Here is a 4,072-nt window from a genome sequence, read left to right on the forward strand (position 1 = left end):
CCCCAGAAGGAAAAGTCACGCGACCTCAAGCGGGTGGAAGAAGAACTCTCCGACCTGCTCATGGCCGAGGTCGAGGTGCGCGTGAAAAAGCGCGTCAAGCGCCACGGCAAGGTCGAGGAGATGGGTGAGCTCGCGATCCAGTTCGGCTCGCTGGACGAGCTCAACGGCTTGATCGAGCGCCTGCGCGCCCAGGCCGACGCCGCCTGATCGTCGGCGCCCTAGCGCATGCCGAAGGCGCTTCCCCGGCAACGGGCGGGTTGCGTCTGACGCTGGCAGCGCGTGGCAAGCGGCAAACCGGGCAACGGTCATTCAGCGACGCCGCGTTCGACGTCATGGCATCCAGCGGGCTGGCCGTGCCGCCTGCGGCCACCTTCAGCACATGGGTGAGGGTTCACATCCGAAGAATGGCCCAACGTACCTGCCTGCGCCAGGCCCACAGCTGGTTGGGGCATGTCCTGCGCTGTTGGCGTCGCTTCAAGATTGGCCAAGTCACGCACCAATTTGTTCGAGTTTCGCACCAAAGGCAATCGGAGCGCACGGATCTGCAGGCCGTAGCGTGCATCCTGTCTTGGAAATGCGGATTTTGGGGATGGTTTCCCGGCTCGGTGCTGGCATGAAGTTTGCTTTTTTATCGGTATGGCTTTTGCCATGACCCTGATCGGGAGAGTCTGCACTGTGCAACAGTGCTTTGCAGCGCCGAAGGAGCAACCGCCCCGGAAACTCTCAGGCTAACGGACCGACCAGGTGATTGAACTCTGAAGAGTTGCCGTTTTCGTCAATCGGCACACCGCAGGAGCAAGCGTCCCACCTTGGCGTGGTGGCGTGAATCTCTCAGGTCCCAAACAGAGGGGGCGTGCAAGGCGCGTGGTGCGTCTGGCACTACCACCCCTTGACGTTTGGAGGCGCAGTCTTCTCATGAAATCGATCGCCGTTATCGGCGGTGGCATCACAGGCATCACCACCGCTTACGCCTTGGCCAAACGCGGCTTTGCCGTCACCCTGTTTGAAAAGCAGCGCTACGCGGCCATGGAGACCTCGTTCGCCAACGGTGGCCAGCTGTCCGCCTCCAACGCTGAGGTCTGGACCCACGGGTCCACCATCCTCAAGGGCCTGAAGTGGATGCTCAAAAGCGACGCCCCCCTGCTGGTCAACCCCAGGCCGAGCTGGCACAAACTTTCATGGTTCGCGGAATTCATCGCCAGCATCCCCCACTACAAGCAAAACACCATCGACACCGCCCGCCTGGCCGTGGCCGCGCGCCAGCACCTGTTCGCCTGGGCAGATGCCGAGGGCCTGAGCTTCGATTTGAAAAAGGAAGGAATCCTGCACATCTACCGCGACAAGGCGGGTTTTGACCACGCAGGCGAGGTGTCGAAGTTGCTGGCACAGGGCGGACTGCCGCGCCGTGCCGTGACACCGGCCGAAATGCGCGCCATCGAACCCACACTGGCCGGCACCTACTACGGTGGCTACTTTACCGAGAGCGACTCCACCGGCGACATCCACAAATTCACCAATGGTCTGGCCGTCGCCGCCGAGCGCCTGGGCGTGCGCATCCTATACGAACAAGACGTGCAGTCCCTGCACAGCGACGAGCGGACAGCCTCGGTGGTGGTAGGTCTGGGCACCGAACGGCAAACCCACCGCTTCGACGGCCTGGTGGTCTGTGCCGGCGTGGCCAGCAGGCAGTTTGCCTCGCAACTGGGTGACCGCGTCAACATTTATCCGGTCAAAGGCTACTCCATCACCGTCAACCTGCTGGGCGAACAGAGCCAGCGCGCCGCCCCCACTGTCAGCCTGCTGGACGACGAAACCAAGCTCGTCACCAGCCGGTTGGGGGTGGACCGCTTCCGCGTCGCCGGCACCGCCGAATTCAACGGCTACAACAAGGACATCCGCGCCGATCGCATCCAGCCGCTGATCGACTGGGTGAACCAGTGCTTCCCCGGCGTCAACACCCGCCAGGTGGTGCCCTGGGCCGGCCTGCGCCCCATGATGCCCAACATGATGCCGCGCGTGGGCCGGGGCCGCCGTGCCAACGTGTTCTACAACACCGGCCACGGCCATCTGGGCTGGACTCTGTCGGCCGTCACGGCTGACATGGTGGGCGAAATCATGACCACGACCTTCCTGCCGGCAGACGCTTCCTCTGCGGCGAAACCGGTGGCGTCTCAGCGGAAGCCCGCACGATACGCGGCTTGAAGCACCACATATTCGGCTCAGGCCACGGCAATCATCTTAAGAACCATGGAACTAAAAATGGCAACGACCCTGACTTCCCATATTCCAGTCGACATGCATAGACGGGCAGTGCGCAAAGAGACTCCAACGCAGATAAGTCGGCGCGTGGTGGCGGCCACTGTCATAGGCAATGCGCTGGAGTTTTATGACTTTGTCACCTACGCCTTCTTTGCCGTCTACATCGGCAAATCGTTCTTCCCGGCCTCGACCGCGCTGGGCAGCTTGCTGCTGTCGGTCGCGGTGTTTGGCGTTGGCTTCGTCACGCGACCTCTGGGGGGCATCGTCATCGGGGCCTACGCCGACCGCGTCGGGCGCCGCCCGGCGCTGTTGCTGACCATCGTCCTGATCACTTTGGGCACTCTGGGCCTGGCGCTGACGCCAACGTTTGACAGCATCGGTTGGTGGGCGCCCGCCATTGTCGTGACGGCGCGTCTGGTGCAGGGCCTGGGTCTGGGCGGCGAGATCGGCCCGTCCAGCGCCTTCCTGATCGAAAGCGCACCCGATGGCCAACGCGGCCTGTATGGCAGCTGGCAATTGGCCAGCCAGGGCCTGGCAACGCTGGTGGCCGGCGGCATCGGCATGCTGATGTCCAGCATCCTCACGCCCGCCGAATTGCTGGCCTGGGGCTGGCGCGTGCCATTTGCGGTGGGCTTGCTGCTGATTCCGGTGGCGCTCTACCTGCGTCGCGCAATGCCCGAGACGCTGGAGCATGGTAGCGCTGTCGGCGCGACGGTGGCGCCCGTCAAGGTGAGCCAGCACGGCCGCCTGATCCTGCTGTCTGTGTTGGTCGTCTTGGGTGGCACGGTGTCGACCTATGTCGGCAACTACATGACGACGTACGCCATCTCCACGCTCAAGCTGCCGCCGACCACGGGCATGGCGGCGACCGTGGTGGTGGGGGTGTCGACGTTTGCCTTCGCGCTGTTGGGCGGTTGGTTGTGCGACCGCGTTGGTCGACGTCCCGTGATGCTGTGGCCGCGCCTGCTGGCGGCGGTGGTCTCGTACCCGGCCTTCATGCTGCTGGTCGAGCAAAGGACCGCAGGTACCCTGTATGCCGTGGCGATGTTGCTGGCGGCGTTGACCGCGATCAGCGGCGCCGCGTCGCTGGTGGCGATACCCGAGCTCTTTCCGCGCCGCATCCGTGCCGTCGGCATGTCCATTACCTATGCGATCGGCGTCGCCCTGTTCGGCGGCTCGACCCAGTTCGTCATCACCTGGCTGATCGAGGTGACCGGCAACCCCGCGGCGCCCGCCTGGTACGTGACCGTCACCAGCATCATCGCCGTCGTGGGCATGTACCTGATGCCCGAGGGGCGCGGTCGGGCCCTGGAGCACTGAGAGGACGCCACCTTCACACCCACGTCTTCCGCAAGGCGTGGCCTGGTGGCGGCGAAGATGCATGGCGGCAAACGCCGGGGTGGGCGGGTGATGGCCAAGGACTTTGCTCGACAGGGTGCCGGGTTGTAGGCTTCGCTGGCCAGCGGTGGCCGGCCTGCCGAGCACGCTGCCGCTGCAGGCGCTGGTGCCCGGTATCTGCCAGCCGTGCACCCGCATGGACGAGGGCGCGCTGTACGAAATCATCGCGGGCGAGCGGCGCTTCCGCGCCTCGCGTCTGGCGGGCCTGGCCGAGGTGCTGGTGCGCGATGTGCCGGACGGGTCGGCAGCCGCCATGGCGCTGATCGAAAACATCCAGCGCGAAGACCTCAATCCGCTCGAATAAGCCCAGGGCCTGCAGCGCGCTGGACCGCGCCGCGCAGATCACGGCGGGCAACCAGATCGCGGCCAAAAAGCTCTCGGTGCGCGAGGCCGAGGCCCTGGTCAAGAAGATCGG

The 4,072-nt window shown here is 64.7% G+C and carries 2 protein-coding genes, 2 pseudogenes and 1 riboswitch; all 4 genes and pseudogenes read left to right on the forward strand.

The annotated features are described in order from the left end of the window. Positions 1-207: pseudogene (locus K225_RS21290) on the forward strand (chromosome partitioning protein ParB); the annotation flags it as partial. A gap of 442 nt (positions 208-649) precedes the next feature. Then, a riboswitch (glycine riboswitch) is annotated at positions 650-749 on the forward strand. A gap of 166 nt (positions 750-915) precedes the next feature. Continuing rightward, on the forward strand, positions 916-2,202 hold the full coding sequence (locus tag K225_RS0119010) for a D-amino acid dehydrogenase (protein ID WP_026437807.1): 1,287 nt from the start codon (positions 916-918) through the stop codon (positions 2,200-2,202). Positions 2,203-2,346: 144 nt separating this feature from the next. Then, positions 2,347-3,579: an MFS transporter gene (locus K225_RS0119015; protein ID WP_238323283.1), complete on the forward strand. Its 1,233-nt coding sequence runs from the start codon at positions 2,347-2,349 to the stop codon at positions 3,577-3,579. Positions 3,580-3,682: 103 nt separating this feature from the next. Then, positions 3,683-4,072 (forward strand): annotated as a pseudogene (locus tag K225_RS22010) (ParB/RepB/Spo0J family partition protein); the annotation flags it as partial.

Origin of the sequence: Acidovorax sp. JHL-9, assembly GCF_000426205.1 — a bacterium.
GTDB classification, from domain to species: domain Bacteria; phylum Pseudomonadota; class Gammaproteobacteria; order Burkholderiales; family Burkholderiaceae_C; genus Acidovorax; species Acidovorax soli.

Bases quoted from the DNA above. Each gene is read 5' to 3' on its own strand.
- K225_RS0119010 (WP_026437807.1), top strand. From the start codon at position 916: ATGAAATCGATCGCCGTTATCGGCGGTGGCATCACAGGCATCACCACC.